Source organism: Pseudomonas sp. B10, from assembly GCF_900156235.1.
Classification (GTDB): Bacteria; Pseudomonadota; Gammaproteobacteria; order Pseudomonadales; family Pseudomonadaceae; genus Aquipseudomonas; species Aquipseudomonas siliginis.
Genome location: NZ_LT707063.1, coordinates 5,028,727 through 5,046,965, shown reverse-complemented (window position 1 = coordinate 5,046,965; position 18,239 = coordinate 5,028,727). Strand labels below are relative to the sequence as shown.

Below are 18,239 nucleotides of genomic sequence, written 5' to 3'. Positions count from 1 at the left end.
CTAGGCGATGTGGCGCCAGTCGAGCCCTGAATCTTGATCGGCCAGTTGCAGCCAGTCCGGGTCGCACCCGAGGGTGTCGACAAAACATTGCCGGGCCAGCTGCGGCAGGTTGTTCTTGCTGCTCAGATGGGCCAGGACCAGGTGTTGCAAGCCCTGCCAGCCCAACTCGGCCACCAGGAATGCCGCCTGATGGTTGTTCAAATGTCCCAGCTCGCCGCCCACCCGCTGCTTGAGAAAGTACGGGTAGTGACCACGGGCCAGCATGTCGCGGCAATGGTTGGACTCGATCATCAATGCATCGAGGTCCCGATAGCCATCCAGCACCCGCTCGCAGAACGACCCCAGGTCGGTCAGCAGGCCGAAGCGCCGCTGTTCCTGATCGCTGAAGACGTACTGGGTCGGCTCCTGCGCGTCATGGGCCACGGCAATGACCCCGACGTTCAGTGCGCCGATCTGCAGTTGCTCGCCGCCGGCCAGAAAGCCTGCCGGTTCAAGCGGTTTGCGCATCCCGCGCAGTGTGCCGCGACTGAGGTAGACCGGCAGATTGTAGCGCCGAGACAGCAAACCCACGCCATGCACGTGGTCGGCATGTTCGTGGGTCACAAGTATCGCGCTCAGTTGCGCCGGGTGCACACCCAGGCGCAACAGACGTCTTTCGGTTTCCCGCAGGGAAAAACCACAATCCACCAGCACGTACGTATCAGCACTGGCGATCAGCGTGCCGTTCCCTTGGCTACCGCTGCCGAGAACGGCAAAACGCATATCGGATCAGCCCAGGTTGTCCTGAATCACGCTCAACACTTTACGCGCGACATCGGCCGGCGCGACGGTGTTGATGTTCTTTTCGACGGTGACCTGGATGTTCTCGCCCACCTTGCTCAGGCGAACCTGATAACGCTCGGCGCGGGCTTCGACTTCTTCCTTGCTCGGTGCACTGCCGAACAGGCTGCTGAAGAAGCCAGGCTTGTCGTCTTTCTTCTCGGCTTTTTCGGCCAGGTTGATGTAGTACAGGCCCAGGCTGCGGTTGATGTCTTCAACGCGCCATTCGCCCTGTTCCAGCGCACGGCCGACGCTCGACCAGGCGCGGTCCAGATCGGTACCGACGTTCAACACCGGGTTGCCGCTGCCGTCTTCGTTCAGGCTGACACGGCTCGGCGCATCGAAATCACGCGAGGCCAGCATCGACACCGAACCGCCCTTCTCGGACGTTCGGCTCATGCTCGCGAGCATGTCGTCGACCAGCGCAGCGTCCAGGCCAGTATTGACCGAACGGTTGGTGAAGGCCACGTCGGCCGTGCTGCCGGCAGGACGCTCGGCGCTGACCACGTAGATTTCACTGGTGTTGCGCTGCACGCCCGGCTCGATACGCACGCGCACGCGGGTTTCGCTGTCGCTGGCAATACCGGCCGCACTCAGGCGCTTGGCCATCGAAGCGGACAGCTCGTCGGAGTGCTGCCAGGTAGTGGTGAACTCGCCGGTCTGCGGACGTTGTTCATCCAGACGGAAACCGTTGTCCTGGAAGAACTGCAGCGCCACTGGCCAGACTTCGGCCGGTGGGTGCTGGGCCACGACCCAACGCGTATCACCGCTCTTCTGCAGCGAGTAATCAGTTGCGTCGGCAACCGCCGAAAGCGGCTGAGGACGCGGCACAACGTACTCGCCCGTCGCGGTGTCATCGGCCACGTTGCGCGGGATCGGCAACAGCGGATCGAGACGTTTGGCAGTGCTCACATCCGGTGGCAATTGCATCGGTGCAGTCTGTTGCGCTTGCAGGTAATCGCTTCCACGGTCGCGGAAATAACCTTCCGGCCCCCAGACCCATCCGCAGCCACTGGTGCTGGAGATAATCAAGGCAAGTGCGGAAAGTCCGGCCATTCGCTTCATGCGTTGTACTTCCTCAATTAACCAGGACGTTGCACTGGCGCAGGGCCGAGCGCAGCGTTTCATGACAAGGGGTGCTCAGCCAGGTCAGTGGCAGGCGGATGCCTTCGTGCATCAGGCCCATTTCGACCAAAGCCCACTTCACCGGAATCGGGTTGGCTTCGATGAACAGGTCCTTGTGCAGCGGCATCAGTTTTTCGTTGATTGCGCGTGCGGTATCGGCGTCGCCCTTCAGCGCGGCCTCGCACAGGTCAGCCATTTCGCGCGGGGCGACGTTGGCGGTGACCGAGATGTTGCCTTTGCCGCCCAGCAGGATCAGCTCGACAGCGGTCGGATCATCGCCGGACAGCACGATGAAATCCTTGCTCACGCCATCGATGATCGCTTTGGCGCGCTTGAGGTCGCCGGTGGCTTCCTTGAGGCCGATGATGTTCGGCACGGTGGACAGGCGAATCACCGTCTCGGCCTGCATGTCGCAGGAGGTGCGGCCGGGAACGTTGTAGAGAATCTGCGGAATGTCGACCGCTTCAGCGATGTGCTTGAAGTGCTGGTACAGACCTTCCTGGGTCGGCTTGTTGTAATAAGGAACCACCAGCAGGCAGGCATCGGCGCCGGCGGCCTTGGCGTTGCGGGTCAGCTCGACGGCTTCGCGGGTCGAGTTGGCGCCGGTGCCGGCGATGACCGGAATGCGCCCGGCAACCTGTTTGACCACGGCTTTGATGACGGCGATGTGCTCTTCTACATCAAGGGTGGCCGACTCGCCGGTAGTACCGACGGCGACGATGGCATGGGTGCCGTTCTTGAGGTGGAAGTCCACGAGTTTGCTGAGGCTGTCCCAGTCAAGACGCCCTTGTGCATCCATGGGAGTGACCAGTGCCACCATACTGCCCGCAATCATGAAACCGCTCCTGCCGGAAAAAGAGAGCGGTAATGGTACTGGCGCCAAGATGCTTGCACAAGCGAAGTACTGCGCCGCTGCCATTCCCCTTGGCGCCGCTTTTCGCTACCCTTCAGACTTTGATCGGTACAGATCAGCTTGTACGCCGGGTTTCAGCCTCCCCTTTCGGCCTCCCAGGCCCCGTTCCTGCGTCGCATCGACGCGCTCCCGCACAGTGGAGCGAGCCGCGAACGCTGGCCGGGGCTCTTTATACGGACCGCCAGAACAGGCACGCCCGGCCACCAATGCCCGTCAACCTACCGACCGCTCATCGCTTTAGGAATGCTGCATGTCCACCCCCACAGTTCGCGAACAATTCCTTGTCATCAGTGCCCTCGGCGCCAACCCCATGGAGCTGACCAACGTCCTGTGCCGCGCCAGCCATGAAAACCGCTGCGCTGTCGTCACCTCTCGCCTGACCCGCCACGGCGAGTGCAGCGCTCTGGTGCTGGAAGTTTCCGGTAGCTGGGACGCCCTCGCGCGCCTCGAAGGCAGCCTGCCATTGCTGGCCAAGCGTCACGCTTTCACCGTCAACGTGGTGCGCAGCGCCGCTCTGGAAAATCGTCCGCAAGCGCTGCCTTACGTGGCTTACGTCAGCTCGGCGTATCGCCCGGACATCATCAATGAGCTGTGCCAGTTCTTCATGGACCACAACGTCGAACTGGAAAACCTCACCTGCGACACTTACCAGGCTCCCCAGACCGGCGGCACCATGCTCAACGCCACGTTCACCGTGACCCTGCCGGCCAACACCCAGATCAGCTGGCTGCGCGATCAGTTCCTTGATTTTGCCGACGCGATGAACCTGGATGCCCTGATCGAGCCTTGGCGCCCACAAAACCCAATGTAAGGAAGCTTTCATGGCCGTTGTCATCGACCAACCGGTTGCGGATTTCACCGCGCCTGCGACCAGCGGGCAGACCGTCAGCCTGTCCGAACTCAAGGGCAAGCAAGTGGTGATCTACTTCTACCCGAAGGACAGCACCCCGGGCTGCACCACTCAAGGCCAGGGCTTTCGCGATCAATATGCGGCGTTCAAGGCTGCCAACACCGAAGTCTTCGGCATTTCCCGCGACAGTTTGAAGTCGCACGAAAACTTCAAAGGCAAACAGGAATTCCCCTTCGAGCTGATCAGCGATAAGGACGAGGCGGTTTGTCAGCTGTTCGACGTGATCAAGCTGAAAAAGCTGTATGGCAAGGAATACCTGGGCGTTGATCGCAGCACTTTCCTGATTGATAAGGACGGTGTGCTGCGTCAGGAATGGCGTGGTGTGAAGGTGCCGGGGCATGTTGATGCCGTGCTGGCGGCGGCTGAGGCTCTGAATAAAGCCTGATGTTTTTGCTGCGTCGTCACCGACGCCATCGCTGGCAAGCCAGCTCCCACAGGGTTCAGCACATACAAAACCTGTGGGAGCTGGCTTGCCAGCGATGAGGCCAAAAGCCTCACCCCGATCTAAAGCAACGGCGCCACCACCGGCTCCTTGCGCGGCCACGCATCGAGCACAGCCTTGAACAGCGTCGCCAGCGGGATCGCAAAGAACACACCCCAGAATCCCCACAATCCGCCAAACAGCAGCACCGCGCAGATGATTGCGACCGGATGCAGATTCACTGCTTCCGAAAACAGCAATGGCACCAGCACGTTGCCGTCCAGCGTCTGAATGATTCCGTAGACCGCCATCAGGTAGATGAACTGATCGCTCCAGCCCCACTGGAACAGCGCAATCAGCAGCACCGGCACGGTCACCACTACCGCACCGACATACGGCACCACCACCGACAAGCCGACCAGCAAAGCCAGCAGCGCCGCGTAGTTCAGGCCCAGCGCGATGAAGGCGATGTAAGTCACGCCGCCGCAAATCACGATCTCGATGCCTTTGCCACGTATGTAGTTGGCGATCTGCCGGTTCATTTCCTGCGCGACGCGGGTGATCAGTGCGCGCTCGCGAGGCAGATAGCCGCGCACCCACTCGCCGATCATGGCCCGATCCTTGAGGAAGAAAAACACCAGAATCGGCACCAGTACCAGGTAGATCATGATGTTCACCAGCAGCGGCAAACTCGACAACGAGAAAGTCAGTGCCCACTGACCAAACTTGCCAATCTCGCCCCGCGCCGCTTCGATCGCTTGCAAGACTTGCTCGTCAGACACCAGATGCGGATAGCGCTCTGGCAATAGAAGCAGCAGCGACTGCCACTTGGCGAGCATGCCCGGCAACTCGTTGAACAGCGTGATCAACTGATGCCACAGCAGCGGCAGCACCACGACAATAAACAGCATCAGCGCGCCCATGAACAGCGCAAAAACCAGCCCCACCGCCACCCCGCCGGGCACACGCAGCCGCTCAAGCGTCACCACCAGGCCTTGCATCAGATACGCCAGCACCATGCCCGCCAATACGGGCGCGAGCATGCCGCCGAGGGTGAGCACGGCGGTGAAGGCGAGAAACAGCAGCACTGCCAGCACCACGGCTTCTTCATCGGAGAAGTAGCGCTGAATCCAGTCGCGTAACACTTTGAACATCAATAATCCCTTCGATTTTAGGCGCGGCGCTTCAGGCTTTTTTCAACCAGTAACGGTAGACGCCAGCCTCGTCTTCTTCGCGCAACAGCGCATGACCGGCGAGTTTGGCAAAGGTACGGAAGTCGCGTTGCGAGCCGGCATCGGTGGCGATCACCTTGAGCACAGCGCCGCTGTGCAGTTTGTTGAGTTCCATTTTTGCCTTGAGCAACGGCAACGGACAGTTCAGGCCACTGGCGTCCAGTTCCACGTCATGGGCTACAGCGTCAGTCATTGCGTCACTCCGGTTCGTTGTCGAGCTGCCTAGAATATCTGGTCGCGGCTTCGGTGTCCGGCTACAGTAAGGTCTTTGTCCTCCAAGGCTTTGTGCATGACTTTTCTGCGCCCTACCCTGCTGACGCTCGCTTGCCTGCTCGCCTCACCAGGCTTTGCCGACGATCTGCCGTCACTCGGCGACGCCAGCTCTGCCATTGTCTCGCCGCAACAGGAATACCAGCTCGGCCGCGCCTGGTTGGCCATGCTGCGCAGTCAGGTTTCCCAGCTCAACGATCCGCAGCTTAAGGATTACGTCGAATCCAGCGTCTACAAGCTGGTGGAGACCAGTCAGGTTTCCGACCGACGTCTGGAATTCATCCTGATCAACAGCCCACAACTCAACGCCTTTGCAGCGCCGGGCGGCGTGGTCGGGGTCAACGGCGGTCTTTTCCTCAACGCCCAGACCGAGGGTGAGTACGCCTCGGTGCTCGCTCACGAATTGGCGCACTTGTCGCAACGCCACTTTGCTCGCGGGGTGGAAGCCTCACAAAGAATGCAGGTGCCGATGATGGCCGCGTTGCTGGCCGGCATTGTCATTGCGGCGGCCGGCGGCGGTGATGCCGGCATCGCCACCATCGCTGGCACCCAGGCTGCGGCGTTGCAGGAACAACGGCGCTTCTCGCGACAAAACGAACAGGAGGCGGATCGCATCGGCATCCTCAACCTGGAAAAGGCCGGTTACGATCCGCGCTCGATGCCGACCATGTTCGAACGCCTGATGCGCCAGTACCGCTTTGACGCCAAACCGCCGGAATTCCTCCTGACTCACCCGGTCACCGAATCGCGTATCGCCGATACCCGCAACCGCGCCGAGCAGGCGAAACCGGGCGGCATCGAAGACAGCATGCGCTACCAGTTGATCCGCGCGCGGGTCCAGTTGATCTACGAAGAAACCCCGGGACTGGGCGCCAAGCGTTTCCGCGCCCTGCTCGATGAGAACCCGAAAAACGATGTGGCGCGTTACGGCCTCGCCATCGCCCAGATCAAGGGCGGTCAGCTCAACGAAGCCCGCGAGAACCTTAAGCAATTGTTGGCCAAGTCGCCGAACGAGATCATCTACAACCTCGCTCAGGTCGATCTGGACATCACCAACAATCGCCTGCCCGATGCGCAGTCACGGGTCGACCGCATGCTCACGCAGTTCCCGGGCAACTATCCGCTGAATCAGGTGCGTGTCGATCTGCTGTTGAAACAGAATCGCGCCGCCGATGCCGAGAAGGCGCTGGACAGCCTGCTCAAGTCCCGCCCGGATGATCCGGACGTCTGGTATCAGGTTGCTGAAACCCGTGGCTTGTCGGGCAACATCATCGGCCTGCACCAGGCGCGAGCCGAGTATTTTGCGCTGGTCGGCGATTACCGCCAGGCCATTCAGCAGTTGGACTTCGCCAAGCGCAAGGCTGGCAACAACTTCCCGCTGTCCTCGCGCATCGATGCCCGCCAGCGTGAGCTGATGGAGCAGGAGCGTATGATCAAGGACATGATGGGCTGAGTCTTTCCCGACAAAGACAAAAGCTGCAGACACAAAAAAACCGCCTCTTTCGAGGCGGTTTCTTTTTACCTTGTTGCTGGCTTATTCAGCCAGTTTGAAGGTGATGAAGCTGGCACGGCCCTGACGCAGCACGCGCATCGACACCGAACGGTTCTTCGGCAACGCCTTGGCGATGTCGGTGAACTCCTTGGCCGAGCCGATGGCCTGATTGTTCAGGTGGGTGATCACGTCACCCGGCTGCAGACCGATCAGGGCCGCAGGACCGTCCTGCACTTCCTTGATCACCACGCCACCTTTGAGGTCGTAGGTTTTCTTCTGCTCGGCAGTCAATTCGCCGACCGCAACACCGAGGCGGTTGCTGCTGCTTTCAGCGCCGGATTTCGGCAGACCTGCCAGCTCCTTGTCCTCGTCCGGGATTGCGCCGACGGTCAGCTCGACGTTCTTGCGCTTGCCTTCACGAATCACTTCCAGATTGGCTTTGGCGCCAGCCTTCAGCGCGCCGACCAGATGCGGCAGATCGGCGGACATGACGATCGGCTGACCGTTCATGCTCAGGATCACGTCGCCAACCTGCAGGCCGCCCTTGGCCGCAGGGCCGTCGTCCTGAATCTGCGCTACCAGCGCGCCAGCTGGCTTGTCCAGACCGAACGACTCGGCCAGATCCTTGTTCACTTCCTGAATGACTACGCCCAGCCAGCCACGGCTGACTTTTCCACCGCTCTTGAGCTGATTGGAAACATCCATCGCCACGTCGATCGGAATGGCAAACGACACGCCCATGAAGCCACCGGAGCGGGTGTAGATCTGCGAGTTGATGCCGACCACTTCACCGTTCAGGTTAAACAGCGGGCCACCGGAGTTGCCCGGGTTGATCGGCACGTCGGTCTGAATGAATGGCACATAGTTTTCGTTCGGCAGGCTGCGACCGACGGCGCTGACGATGCCTTGGGTCACGGTGTGGTCAAAGCCAAATGGCGAACCGATCGCCACGACCCACTGGCCGGCCTTAAGGTCCTGGGATTTGCCGAGCTTGAGCACCGGCAGATCCTTGCCTTCGATTTTCAGCAACGCCACGTCAGAGCGGGGGTCGGTGCCGACCAGCTTGGCTTTCATCTCACTGCGGTCAGCCAGACGGACGAGGATTTCGTCAGCATCGGCGATCACGTGGTTGTTGGTGAGGATGTAGCCATCCGGCGAAATGATGAAACCCGAGCCCAGCGATTGCGCTTCACGCTGGCGTCCATCGCCACGTGGCGAGCGCTGCTGAGGCGGCATGCCGCGCTCGAAGAATTCGCGCAGCATCGGTGGCAGGCCTTCCAGATCCGGCATCTGCTGGTTGACCCGACGGTCCGGCAGTTTCTGCGTGGTACTGATGTTCACCACCGCTGGCGACGCTTGTTCGACCAACTGGGTGAAATCAGGCAGATCGGCCGCTTGCGCAGCAGGGACCGCCTGACCGAGCAACAGCACGGTGGCGAAGATGGAAAGGTAAGACTTCAAACTTGGTATCGACATACAGCTCCCGTTACGACGAGCAGGGTTAAGCGATATGGAGCAAAGGAACACCGGAAACCACAGACCGGCATTTTTGTTCCGGGAACAACAAACAAGGCCAGAGCCGTGAGGCTCTGACCTATAAAAAATTTTCAGGGGTTTTGCAAATGAAAATGCTCAGCAAACATTTCGACGTCTCGACGACGAAGTGGAAATGACTGAAATCAGCTCACTGCTTGCTGGTCGCAGCGCCATCGTTGTTACGCATCGATAGAGCGATTCGTTCGGCGGTGCCAATCGGGATTTCGCCAACCACCGTGACCATCATTTCACCTTGCGGTGTAGTCAAACGACGGGATACCGCGACGGTAGGGCCCAACTGGGTGCGGGTGTCAGTGACGGTTGCGCCATTCAACGGTTCAAGGAACACCGAGAAACGCGCCAGACCATCGTCATACATCAAGCTGCTGACCTGGGTCTTGGTTTGCGCATCCTTGTGCGAACTGCTGCTGGTCAGCTCAAAGCCTGGCGGAAGCCAGTCCGAACGCCAGTTTTGCACGGTTTTAGCTGCAGAAGCCTTGTCGCTTGCGATGTTGATCGGCTTGCAATCGGCGTCTGCCAACAAGTCCTTGTCCGACGGAATTTCATCCGTGTCGAGGCTGGTGAACTGGAAACGTTCGAGCAGCTGTCCCTTGTCGTTCAACAGCAACGACTTGAGCGGCAGGCCGGTTTTCTTGTCCAGATGCAGCTCGAAACCGTATCGGTGCTGATCACGAGGGGTCAGCGACACGATCACCGCATCACGACCGGCCACGCGCGACTTGCCAATGACGGCAAGGTCATACCAATTCTTCAGCTTTTTGGGGTCCAGCGCACGGGCGGCAGAGTTGGGTGAATCACCCAATCCCGCAATCAGGGTGCCGCTGACGCATTGAGTACGTCCATCAATGCGCACGACTTCCTGAGCCGAACCGTCGAGCTGCAATAACCGCTCGCGGACCTGGCCATTCTGGACGCGATGCCAGATGTTGTGCGTGGAAAAACTGCCGTTGCGCTCGTAAACGAAAGTACCGTGGAAGCTTTGCTGCTGCTCGGCCTGGCCCAGACGGGTCAACCAGTCCTGGGCCTCGTCAGCGTGGGCTGGAACGATGAACCAGCCACTGAGCAGAAGCGAAAGTAGAGGGATGGCGCGCATGATCCTCCTTAACGGTTTTCCAGGCTTGCGGCACGTGCGTATGGCAGCGCGCTTTCAGTTCCTTTGAGTGCAGCCTGCTGAGCGTGCTGACGCAGGTAGCCTGGCAGACGCTGATCATGCCAGCCTGGCTGGCCTTGCAGAACGCCGTTAGCCATAGGACCAGTCGCTTCCGAGCTTTCGCTGTAACCAGCCAGAACAGCCGGACCTTTGACCTGTGGAGTGGCCAGAGTAGGCTGGTTCGACTGCTGGGCCAGTTCAACACCGGCGATTTCGTCCTGGTTGTACAGGCGAACACCGGCCAGAACGGCCACGGTCACCGAAGCAGCAACAGCGAGGCGACCCAGGTTGCGCCATGGGCTGCGGGATACTTTGGCCGGAGCCGTTTCGTCTTCCAGCGCAGCGGACACTGCCGCAGCGATATCCAGACGCGGAAGCAGCAGATCCTTGTGCATGGCTGCCCGAGCGATCTGGTAACGAGCCCAGGTCTCACGGGTATCAACATCATCCAGTGCGCTAAGCACTCGACGCAATTCCAGTTCGTCCGCTTCGTTATCCATCACTGCGGACAGCGATTCCTGCAGGGCTTCACGACTCATGGCGTTCCTCTCTTGGCTGTCGCCGCTGTCTCAGTTTTCCTGCAACAACGGTTGCAGGGCTTTATCGATGGCCTCCCGAGCGCGGAAAATCCGGGAGCGCACGGTACCCACCGGACACTGCATGACGCTCGCAATGTCCTCGTAACTCAGACCATCGAATTCACGTAAAGTTAAAGCCGTACGCAAATCCTCTGGCAGTTGCTGGATGGTCCGATGGACGGTGCCTTCGATCTCATCCCGCAGCAATGCACGTTCCGGTGATTCGAGATCCTTGAGGCCGTGATCGCCATCGTAGAACTCTGCATCCTCTGAACTTACATCGCTATCCGGCGGCCGACGGCCGCGCGAAACCAGGTAGTTCTTTGCCGTGTTAATGGCAATACGGTACAGCCACGTATAAAACGCACTGTCACCGCGGAAATTTCCAAGTGCCCGATACGCCTTGATAAAGGCTTCCTGAGCAACGTCTTGGGCTTCATGGGTGTCGTGCACAAAACGCACGATCAACCCGAGAATTTTGTGCTGATATTTCAGCACCAGCAGATCAAAAGCTCGCTTGTCGCCACGCTGTACGCGTTCGACCAGTTGCTGATCCTCTTCCTGGGTTAGCATGAACACTCCTCGATAAGCCCGGAGGAGACTTGCATTACTAAACGACCAGACTTGCAAACATAGACTCGGGCTTTTCGCAAAAGTTCTCCCCCTCCAAGCAAGTTTCCTGCGGGCTCTGATTTGGCACGCACGAAAAACGCAGCGCGGGATAAACCGGCTGCGCGAATAATCTTGTTATCGGTTTGGGCGACAGGAATCCAAACGCAGATTCCGCACTGAAGCCGACACTGTCCCTGGTTTCTGGCACCGTCTATTGATCTTGGGCCTTTGGCAAAAGTTCCAATTATTTATAGCCGTACCCACCTGACATTGCGCAACCCTGCTCGGAAAAGACTGTTTCAGCGCCGATACAGGTGTCTTTTTCCCAAACCGGCAAAAAAACTTCCGACGAAGCACAGCGCTTTTTACCGCGCAGTAGTCTCACAATGCCATCTGGGCCCGGCTATTGTGCCGCCCAACCCCTCTATATACTAGTGGGCTGTGTGGCTGTCTTGACTCGCCGATCCAGCTGTCTTGCGCCAACCCCGACCCGGGTCGCTTTGAGCGGAATCCTGAAATGAGCCAACAGTTCCAACACGATGTTCTGGTGATTGGCAGCGGTGCTGCCGGTTTGACTCTCGCTTTGACCTTGCCCGGTCATCTGCGCATTGCCGTATTGAGCAAGGGCGACCTCGCCAACGGTTCGACATTCTGGGCCCAGGGCGGCGTTGCCGCCGTGCTCGACGATACCGACACTGTCGAATCCCACGTCGACGACACCCTCAATGCGGGCGGCGGCTTGTGCCATGAAGACGCCGTACGCTTTACCGTCGAGCACAGCCGCGAAGCCATCCAATGGCTGATCGACCAAGGCGTGCCGTTCACCCGCGACGAACAGTCCGGCACTGAAGACGGTGGTTTCGAATTTCACCTGACCCGCGAAGGTGGCCACAGCCATCGACGGATCATCCATGCTGCCGACGCCACCGGCGCGGCGATCTTCAAAACCTTGCTGGCCCAGGCCAAAGAGCGCGCGAACATCGAATTGCTGGAACAGCGCGTCGCCGTCGATCTGATCACCGAACGCCGCTTGGGCATGGAAGGCGATCGTTGCCTGGGCGCTTACGTGCTGAACCGCGCCACCGGCGAAGTCGACACCTACGGCGCACGCTTCGTGATTCTGGCTTCAGGCGGCGCAGCCAAGGTCTACCTTTATACCAGCAACCCCGACGGCGCCTGCGGTGACGGCATCGCCATGGCCTGGCGTTCCGGTTGCCGGGTGGCGAACCTGGAATTCAACCAGTTCCACCCGACCTGCCTGTATCACCCGCAAGCCAAGAGTTTCCTGATCACCGAAGCGTTGCGTGGCGAAGGCGCGCATTTGAAGCTGCCCAACGGCGAGCGCTTCATGTACCGCTTCGACAAACGCGCCGAGCTGGCGCCTCGTGACATCGTCGCGCGGGCCATCGACCATGAGATGAAGCGCCTGGGTGTCGACTGCGTATATCTCGACATCAGCCACAAGCCTGAATCGTTCGTCAAAAGCCACTTCCCGACTGTTTATGAGCGCTGCCTGGGCTTCGGCATCGACATCACCAAACAGCCGATCCCGGTGGTTCCCGCCGCGCACTACACCTGTGGCGGAGTGATGGTCGATCAGCACGGTCGCACCGACGTGCCCGGTCTCTACGCCATCGGCGAAACCAGCTTCACCGGCCTGCACGGCGCCAACCGCATGGCCAGCAACTCACTTCTGGAATGCTTCGTTTATGCCCGTTCGGCAGCAGCGGACATTCTTGCGCAACTCGATGACGTCGCGGCACCAAGTGCCCTGCCCGTCTGGGATGCCAGCCAGGTCACCGACTCGGATGAAGACGTGATCATTGCGCACAACTGGGACGAGTTGCGCCGATTCATGTGGGACTACGTCGGCATCGTGCGCACCAACAAGCGTCTGCAACGGGCGCAGCACCGGGTGCGTCTGCTGCTGGATGAGATTGATGAGTTCTACAGCAACTATAAAGTCAGCCGCGACCTGATCGAGCTGCGCAACCTGGCACAAGTCGCCGAGTTGATGATCAGCTCAGCCATGGAACGCAAGGAAAGTCGTGGCCTGCATTACACCCTCGACTACCCGGACCTGCTGCCCGAAGCGTTCGACACTATTCTGGTGCCGCCCACCTACGCCGGCTGAACTTGAGCCGCACTCGCAGGCGTCGGTGCAGATCCGCCGCCTGCGAGTCACGTGGTACGCAGATCGACCTGACCCGCCACTCTCCGCGCAGGCGAAAGCGCAGCACTACGATCAATGGCAGCGCCAGACTGTCCGGTCGTAACTGCGCAGCCTGCCAGCCATCAGCCTGATTCCAGACCTGCCAGCCATCGCCGTCGCGGCGCAACCCGCAAAATGCTTTCGGGTGGTTCAGCAGAATCTGCCGTGGCAGCACCCAAAAACCGTGCAGCGCACAGGCGCAAGCGCCGAGCAGACTGGCCCAGAGTGGAATCGACAGCAGAAACAACGAGCCCATGGCGAACGCCTGGGCCAGCAGATACGCCGCCAGCAACTGCCGTGAGGCATGCCAGCGGCATTCGAACGTATTACTTGGGCTGGACACGATCCAGAATCATCCGGACCATGCGTTGCAGCTCCGGATCTTCCGACTCGCTGCGCTCCATGAACCAGCCGAACATGTCCTGATCCTCACAAGTCAGCAAACGCACGTACAGATCGCGATCCACTTGATTCAACGTCGCGTAAACCTCCTGCACGAACGGCACCAGCAGCACGTCAAGCTCAAGCATGCCGCGACGGCTGTGCCAAAAGAGGCGATTCAGTTCAACTTGTTCGACCATGGAGCCCTCCTCGAATTTGCCGGGCAGTATACAGCCCCGGCGCGGGCCGCACAGTCGGCTTTGGTCGGGCACCCGTGATCCTTTATCAACTACCCATTTCAACCCTGCCCCCTTATGATGTGCCCCAGTCTATTTACCCTGCGATGACCCATGGCCGATTCTGCTTTTTTCTGCACCCTGTCTCATGAAGGCGTACTCGCGGTTCGCGGTGCGGACGCCGGAAAATTCCTGCAAGGCCAGTTGACCTGCAATATCAATTACCTGAGCGACACCCGCGCCAGCCTCGGCGCCCGCTGCACACAGAAAGGCCGGATGCAGTCGAGCTTCCGCATCCTGCTTGAAGGTGACGGCGTGGTGATGGCGATGGCCAGCGAGCTGCTCGAGCCGCAACTGGCCGACCTGAAAAAGTACGCAGTGTTCTCCAAATCGAAACTGACCGATGAAAGCGCCGCCTGGGTGCGCTTCGGTCTGGCACATGGCGATGCAGCCCTGACCAGCCTCGGTCTGGCATTGCCCGCCGAAACCGACAGCGTTGTGCGCAATGAAGGCCTGATCGCAATTCGCGTTTCGCCCGAGCGCGCCGAACTCTGGGTGCCTGCCGCTCAGGCGCCAAACATTCAAAGCCAACTGTCCGCCACGCTGGCTGAGGGCGAACTGAATCAATGGCTGCTGGGCCAGATCCGCGCCGGTATCGGTCAGGTCATGCCTTCCACTCGCGAACTGTTCATCCCGCAGATGCTCAATCTGCAGGCGGTCGGCGGCGTGAGCTTCAAGAAAGGTTGCTACACCGGCCAGGAAATCGTTGCGCGCATGCAGTACCTGGGCAAGCTCAAGCGGCGCCTGTACCGCCTGCACCTCGACGCAGCCGAGTTGCCGGAGCCCGGCACTCAGTTGTTCGCGCCCAGCCACAACAGCTCGATCGGCGAAGTGGTGCTGGCGGCCAATGCCGAGGGAAACATTGAACTCCTGGCCGTGTTGCAGGCCGAAGCTGCCGAAGCCGGTGATTTGCGTCTGGGCGCCCTCGAAGGCCCCGCGTTGCACGTGCTCGACCTGCCTTACGAACTGGATCGCGACCGCGAAATCCAGCGTTGATCGCAGCATTGTTGCAACACCCTAGAGAGTCCAAATGAGCGAACTGGCGGAAAAGGTCCAACAGGATTTGGTTGCGGCCATCGATAACGATGACCTGGTTCTGCCAACGTTGCCGGAAGTGGCCCTGCAGATTCGCAAGGCCGCCGAGGATCCGGAAATCAGCGTCAGCGATCTGAGCAAAGTCATCGGCCGCGATACCGCGCTGTCGGCGCGCCTGATCAAAGTGGTCAACAGTCCGCTGCTGCGCGCCGCGCAGGAAGTCACCGACCTGCACACCGCCATCACCCGTTTGGGCATCAATTACAGCAGCAACCTGGCGATCGGTCTGGTGATGGAGCAGATCTTCAATGCCCGCTCCGAGGTGGTCGAACAGAAGATGCGCGAAGTCTGGCGCAGCAGTCTGGAAATCGCTGGCGTCAGCTATGCCCTGTGTCGTCGTCACACTCAGCTCAAACCCGATCAGGCGGCACTCGGCGGGCTGGTGCATCAGATTGGCGTGCTGCCGATTCTGACTTACGCCGAAGACCACAATGAACTGCTCTCCGATGCGGTCAGCCTGACCCATGTGATCGAGCAGATTCACCCATTGCTGGGCGAGAAATTGCTGCGGGTCTGGGAGTTTCCCGAGCGCCTGGTGCATTTGCCATTGCTGTATCAAGACTTCAGCCGCGACTCGACGCGCATCGATTACGTCGATGTCGTGCAGGTGGCCAATTTGTATTGCCGCAAGGACACCGATCATCCGTTTGCGCGGATTGATCCGCTCAGTGTGCCGGCGTTCAGAAAGCTGGGGATTGATCCGGAGAACAAGCAATTTTGCGCGGATCTGGAAGAATCGCGGTCGATGTTCTACTGACCTGTGGTGAGGGGATTTATCCCCGTTGGGTTGCGAAGCGACCCTGAACTCTGCGACCCGGTTTTTTCCAGACAGATTGTGATCGCTGAACTGCGACTGCTGCGCAGCCGAGCGGGGATAAATCCCCTCGCCACAAAGATATTACCCGGCAATAAAACTGACCCGCACCTTCAACCCTGCCTGCTCGCCATCATGCAAGGTGATCTGCGCCAGATGCGCGCGACAGATCTCGCCGACAATCGCCAAGCCCAGACCTGAACCGGCAACCTGCTGATTGCGCCGATAAAACCGTTCGAACACCCGATCACGCTCATGCAGCGGGATGCCCGGCCCGTCGTCCTCAACCTCAAGCACCGCCGGCGCCGTGACCCGCAGAATCACATTGCCGCCCGATGGCGTATGCGCCAGCGCGTTGTCGACCAGATTGCTCAGCAGCTCATTGAGCAGCGTCGGCTCACCGCGCAGCCACACCGGTTCATCCGCCTCCAGCGCCAACGCCACACCCCGTTTGTGCGCCAAAGGCGCCATGGCCATACCCAGCTCTCGGGCCAATTGACTCAGATCGAGCAACTGCGCGCCGCCCTCGGCAATCGCCCGCGCACCGTTTTCGACCCGGGCCAGCGATAGCAGCTGATTGGCCAGATGGGTCAAGCGATCGGTGCTTTGCGCGGACGATTCAAGGGTGGTGCGCCAAGTCTCCGGCTCGTTCGAGCGCAGGCCCAATTCCAGCCGAGCTTTCAGTGCCGCCAACGGCGTGCGCAACTCGTGAGCGGCATCGGCGATGAACTGCGCCTGCCGCTCGAACTGGCCGCGTAGCCTTTCGGTGAAATGATTGAGCGCGCGTACCAGGGGTCCCAGTTCATGCTGCACTTCCACCAGCGGCAGCGGCCGCAAGTCGTCGGGCTGGCGTTCCTCAACAGCGGTTCTTAACCGCTCCAGCGGCCGCAGCGCCGCACTCACCGCGAACCACACCAGCAGCAATGCACCGACGGCCAGCATGCCCAAGCGCAACAAGGTGTCAGCCGCCAGACTGCGCGCCATGCTGACACGCGCTTCGTCGGTTTCAGCCACGCGGATTTCCGCCATGCCGTTCATGTTCGGCTCGCTTACGGCCTTGAGCAGACTGACCACACGCACGTTCTGACCGTTGTACTTCGCATTGTAAAAGCGCGCCAGCGCCGGATAGCTGTCGGTACGCGGCGTGCCGGGCGGTGGCCCGGGAAGATTTTCGTAGCCGGAAATCAGCTTCTGGTGAATGTCGTTGACCTGGTAATAGATGCGCCCGGCGCTGTCGTAGGCGAAGGTGTCCAGCGCCACGTAAGGCACATCGGCGCTGAGGCTGCCATCACGCTGCGACAACCCGGCAGCGATGGTGCGTGCCGAGGCCAGCAGCGTGCGGTCATACGCGGTGTCGGCGGCTTCGCGACCGTTCCAGTAAGCGCTCAAACCACTGGCGAGCATCAGCACCACCAGCAACCATCCAAGGTTCCACAGCAACCGCCAGCGCAGGCTGCTGGGCTTATGCATCGCGGCTTTCCAGCAGATAGCCGAGGCCACGGAAGGTGACGATGGCCACGGGCTGGCCATCGAGTTTCTTGCGCAAGCGGTGCACGTAGATTTCGATGGCGTCGGGGCTGGCTTCTTCGTCGAGGCCGAACACCTGCGCGGCCAGTTGTTCCTTGCTCATCACTCGCCCCGGCCGCGCGATCAACGCTTCGAGAACGGCTTGCTCGCGCGAGGTCAGGGTCAGCAGTTCGTCGCCGAGGGTGAAGCGCCGTGTATCGAGGTCGTAAGCCAGCACGCCACAGCGCTGCTGACGCTCGCCGCCCAGCACACTGCGGCGCAGCAAGGCTTTGACCCGCGCTTCCAGTTCCGTCAATTCGAACGGCTTGGCCAGGTAGTCGTCAGCACCGAGATTGAGGCCATGCACGCGATCCTTGACGTCACTGCGCGCGGTCAGCATCAACACCGGCAGGTTCTTGCCCCGCGCACGCAGCCGCGCCAGCACCTCGAAACCGTCCATGCGCGGCAGGCCGACATCGAGGATCGCCACGGCATATTCCTCACTGCCCAGCGCCAGGTCGGCGGCCACGCCATCGTGCAACACATCCACCGTCAGACCGGTGCTCTTGAGCGCCTGAGCCACGCTTTCGGCCAGTTGCAAATGGTCTTCGACGAGCAGGACACGCATGGATTTTTACCTCGTTCAGGGTTGGCCAACGCCACGCTTTGTCGCGGAGTTTACAGCCGCAACCGCCGCTGTGAAGCCCGAAAAACCGTGAAAGACAATTGAAAGGTTGTTGAAAGGTTAGCCGGTTAGAGTTGGCCCACGGACAGTTTCGACTGTCGCCGCTGCCGCCACACAGCGCAACGCAAAACGCCATGAAGCGTTTTCGACTCATAAGAACAATAACGGAGT

Annotated in this window: 19 protein-coding genes; 6 read left to right on the top strand and 13 right to left on the bottom strand. The window is 60.2% G+C overall.

The features are described from left to right. The 3 genes from BXA01_RS22875 to dapA are packed head-to-tail and all read right to left on the bottom strand — an operon-like array spanning nucleotide 1 to nucleotide 2,779. Nucleotides 1–762, bottom strand: coding sequence for an MBL fold metallo-hydrolase (locus BXA01_RS22875; protein WP_076566405.1), 762 nt, complete (start codon nucleotides 760–762; stop codon nucleotides 1–3). A gap of 6 nt (nucleotides 763–768) precedes the next feature. Then, complete coding sequence (gene bamC, locus BXA01_RS22870) at nucleotides 769–1,884, bottom strand: outer membrane protein assembly factor BamC (RefSeq protein ID WP_076566403.1); 1,116 nt, start codon at nucleotides 1,882–1,884, stop codon at nucleotides 769–771. Nucleotides 1,885–1,897: 13 nt separating this feature from the next. Continuing rightward, nucleotides 1,898–2,779 (bottom strand): 4-hydroxy-tetrahydrodipicolinate synthase, encoded by an 882-nt coding sequence (gene dapA, locus BXA01_RS22865; protein WP_076566401.1) that lies wholly within the window; start codon nucleotides 2,777–2,779, stop codon nucleotides 1,898–1,900. A 328-nt stretch (nucleotides 2,780–3,107) separates the two neighbouring features. On the opposite strand from dapA, the gene BXA01_RS22855 reads away from it, so the two are divergent. Further along, entirely contained in the window at nucleotides 3,108–3,668 is a 561-nt protein-coding gene (locus BXA01_RS22855) for a glycine cleavage system protein R (RefSeq protein WP_024012001.1), read from the top strand. 10 nt (nucleotides 3,669–3,678) lie between these two features. Then, nucleotides 3,679–4,152 (top strand): peroxiredoxin, encoded by a 474-nt coding sequence (locus BXA01_RS22850; protein ID WP_041478861.1) that lies wholly within the window; start codon nucleotides 3,679–3,681, stop codon nucleotides 4,150–4,152. Nucleotides 4,153–4,271: 119 nt separating this feature from the next. Here the strand turns inward: BXA01_RS22850 and BXA01_RS22845 are convergent, their stop codons facing one another. Beyond that, nucleotides 4,272–5,342, bottom strand: coding sequence for an AI-2E family transporter (locus BXA01_RS22845; protein ID WP_016771268.1), 1,071 nt, complete (start codon nucleotides 5,340–5,342; stop codon nucleotides 4,272–4,274). 31 nt (nucleotides 5,343–5,373) lie between these two features. After that, nucleotides 5,374–5,613, bottom strand: coding sequence for a sulfurtransferase TusA family protein (locus BXA01_RS22840; protein WP_041478863.1), 240 nt, complete (start codon nucleotides 5,611–5,613; stop codon nucleotides 5,374–5,376). Between the two features lie 96 nt (nucleotides 5,614–5,709). Between BXA01_RS22840 and BXA01_RS22835 the strand changes: the two genes are divergently transcribed. Then, complete coding sequence (locus tag BXA01_RS22835; protein ID WP_076566399.1) at nucleotides 5,710–7,143, top strand: M48 family metalloprotease; 1,434 nt, start codon at nucleotides 5,710–5,712, stop codon at nucleotides 7,141–7,143. An 81-nt stretch (nucleotides 7,144–7,224) separates the two neighbouring features. Here BXA01_RS22835 and BXA01_RS22830 read toward each other — a convergent pair whose 3' ends face one another. From BXA01_RS22830 to rpoE, 4 genes are all read right to left on the bottom strand, one after another. Beyond that, nucleotides 7,225–8,658, bottom strand: a complete 1,434-nt coding sequence (locus BXA01_RS22830) for a DegQ family serine endoprotease (protein ID WP_016771271.1) — start codon at nucleotides 8,656–8,658, stop codon at nucleotides 7,225–7,227. A gap of 208 nt (nucleotides 8,659–8,866) precedes the next feature. Then, entirely contained in the window at nucleotides 8,867–9,832 is a 966-nt protein-coding gene (locus tag BXA01_RS22825) for a MucB/RseB C-terminal domain-containing protein (protein ID WP_076566397.1), read from the bottom strand. 8 nt (nucleotides 9,833–9,840) lie between these two features. Next, complete coding sequence (locus BXA01_RS22820) at nucleotides 9,841–10,428, bottom strand: sigma-E factor negative regulatory protein (RefSeq protein WP_008077804.1); 588 nt, start codon at nucleotides 10,426–10,428, stop codon at nucleotides 9,841–9,843. A gap of 30 nt (nucleotides 10,429–10,458) precedes the next feature. Then, entirely contained in the window at nucleotides 10,459–11,040 is a 582-nt protein-coding gene (gene rpoE / locus BXA01_RS22815) for an RNA polymerase sigma factor RpoE (protein ID WP_003172477.1), read from the bottom strand. Nucleotides 11,041–11,596: 556 nt separating this feature from the next. Between rpoE and nadB the strand changes: the two genes are divergently transcribed. After that, entirely contained in the window at nucleotides 11,597–13,213 is a 1,617-nt protein-coding gene (gene nadB, locus BXA01_RS22810) for an L-aspartate oxidase (protein ID WP_076566395.1), read from the top strand. Here nadB and BXA01_RS22805 read toward each other — a convergent pair. Next, nucleotides 13,182–13,634: a protein YgfX gene (locus BXA01_RS22805; RefSeq protein ID WP_076566393.1), complete on the bottom strand. Its 453-nt coding sequence runs from the start codon at nucleotides 13,632–13,634 to the stop codon at nucleotides 13,182–13,184. The two genes, nadB and BXA01_RS22805, sit on opposite strands and share 32 nt — an antisense overlap. Further along, nucleotides 13,618–13,872, bottom strand: a complete 255-nt coding sequence (locus BXA01_RS22800; RefSeq protein ID WP_007911418.1) for an FAD assembly factor SdhE — start codon at nucleotides 13,870–13,872, stop codon at nucleotides 13,618–13,620. The genes BXA01_RS22805 and BXA01_RS22800 overlap by 17 nt, the downstream gene beginning before the upstream one ends. 150 nt (nucleotides 13,873–14,022) lie before the next feature. Here BXA01_RS22800 and ygfZ point away from each other — a divergent pair, with 150 nt between their 5' ends. Beyond that, on the top strand, nucleotides 14,023–14,964 hold the full coding sequence (ygfZ, locus tag BXA01_RS22795) for a CAF17-like 4Fe-4S cluster assembly/insertion protein YgfZ (protein WP_076566391.1): 942 nt from the start codon (nucleotides 14,023–14,025) through the stop codon (nucleotides 14,962–14,964). Between the two features lie 34 nt (nucleotides 14,965–14,998). Further along, nucleotides 14,999–15,820 carry an HDOD domain-containing protein gene (locus BXA01_RS22790; protein WP_041478868.1) on the top strand — a complete coding sequence of 274 codons (822 nt, stop codon included), beginning with the start codon at nucleotides 14,999–15,001 and terminating at the stop codon, nucleotides 15,818–15,820. Nucleotides 15,821–15,961: 141 nt separating this feature from the next. On the opposite strand, the gene BXA01_RS22785 is transcribed toward BXA01_RS22790, so the two are convergent. Both BXA01_RS22785 and BXA01_RS22780 read right to left on the bottom strand, forming a co-directional pair. Then, nucleotides 15,962–17,347: a sensor histidine kinase gene (locus BXA01_RS22785; RefSeq protein ID WP_024011993.1), complete on the bottom strand. Its 1,386-nt coding sequence runs from the start codon at nucleotides 17,345–17,347 to the stop codon at nucleotides 15,962–15,964. Then, a complete protein-coding gene (locus BXA01_RS22780) occupies nucleotides 17,340–18,011 on the bottom strand; it encodes a response regulator (protein WP_024011992.1) in 672 nt (223 codons plus the stop codon). The genes BXA01_RS22785 and BXA01_RS22780 overlap by 8 nt, the downstream gene beginning before the upstream one ends. Between the last annotated feature and the right edge of the window lie 228 nt (nucleotides 18,012–18,239).